The organism is Xanthomonas sp. SHU 308, assembly GCF_000364645.1.
In the GTDB taxonomy this organism is placed as follows: domain Bacteria; phylum Pseudomonadota; class Gammaproteobacteria; order Xanthomonadales; family Xanthomonadaceae; genus Xanthomonas_A; species Xanthomonas_A sontii.
Window position 1 is genome coordinate 1 of sequence record NZ_AQOK01000204.1, and the last position, 1,025, is coordinate 1,025.

1 protein-coding gene is annotated in these 1,025 nt (G+C 74.2%); it reads right to left on the reverse strand.

Features of this window, described 5'->3' with window-relative positions; all coding sequences use genetic code 11:
* Positions 1–1,025 (reverse strand): 3'-5' exonuclease (locus D588_RS24290; RefSeq protein ID WP_043083933.1); only part of this gene is annotated, 1,025 nt, incomplete at both ends.

The window sequence follows — 1,025 nt, forward strand, 5'->3', positions numbered from 1 at the left end:
GGCGCCGGCTCGGGCGGCAGGCGCGGCAACTGGGCCGGCGGCGGGGTGCTGTCGATGGCGATGGCGCCGGGAGCAGCGGTGGCCTGCAAGGCGTCGAGGTCGCGCAGCATCGGCGCCAATGCGGTGCGTTCGTGCTGCGGGAAGGCGCCGGTGGCGATCCACAGCGCGTGTTCGGCGCGGGTCAGGCCGACGTAGAGCAGGCGCGCGTCCTCGGCGCGCTGCTCTTGTTTCCACGCGGCTTCGGCGGTGTCCCAGGCCGGGTCGGATTCGCCGCCGCTGCGGCCGGTGTTCCACTGCAACTGGCGCCCACCCTGCGGCGCCGGCACCACGCAGTGGCGCCCGGGGCTGCGCTCGCTGCGGCCGATGCCAGCGTACGGCAGGAACACCAGCGGATACTCCAGGCCCTTGCTCTTGTGCAGGGTGACGATCTGCACGCGGCGTGCGTCCGATTCCAGCCGCAGTTGCTGCGCCTCGTCGCTGTCGTCGGCATTGGCGATGCGCCGCGCCAGCCAGTCGACCAGGCCATGTGGGCCGAGTGCGCGGGTGTCGGCTTCCTGCAACAGTTCGGCGAGCTGCAGATAGTTGGTGAGGCGGCGCTCGCCGTCGACCAATGCCAGCAGGCGCTGCCCGTGCGCGGCGCCGAGGTCGCCGATCAACGCCAGCGGGCCGCCGCGCTGCCAGCGCTCGCGCCAGTCCAGCGCCTGCTGCTGCCAGCGGCGATGGCGCTCGCCGTCGTGGTCGAGCGCGGCGATGGCCGCGGCGTCCTCGCCGATCAGCACGGTGGCCAGTGCCGCGCGCAAACGGCCGTCGTCGCCGGGATCGAGCAGCGCCTGCAGCAGGGCCAACAGCTCCAGCGCCTCGTCGGTGGCGAACAGGCTGCGACGGCCGGCGGCGACTGCGGGAATGCCGGCGGCGGCAAGCGCCTGCTGGATGCGCGTGGCCTCGCCGTGGCTGCGCACCAGCACGGCGATGTCGCCGGCCTGCACGGGGCGGCCGAGCAAGCTCGCGCGGCCGTCGCGCGCATC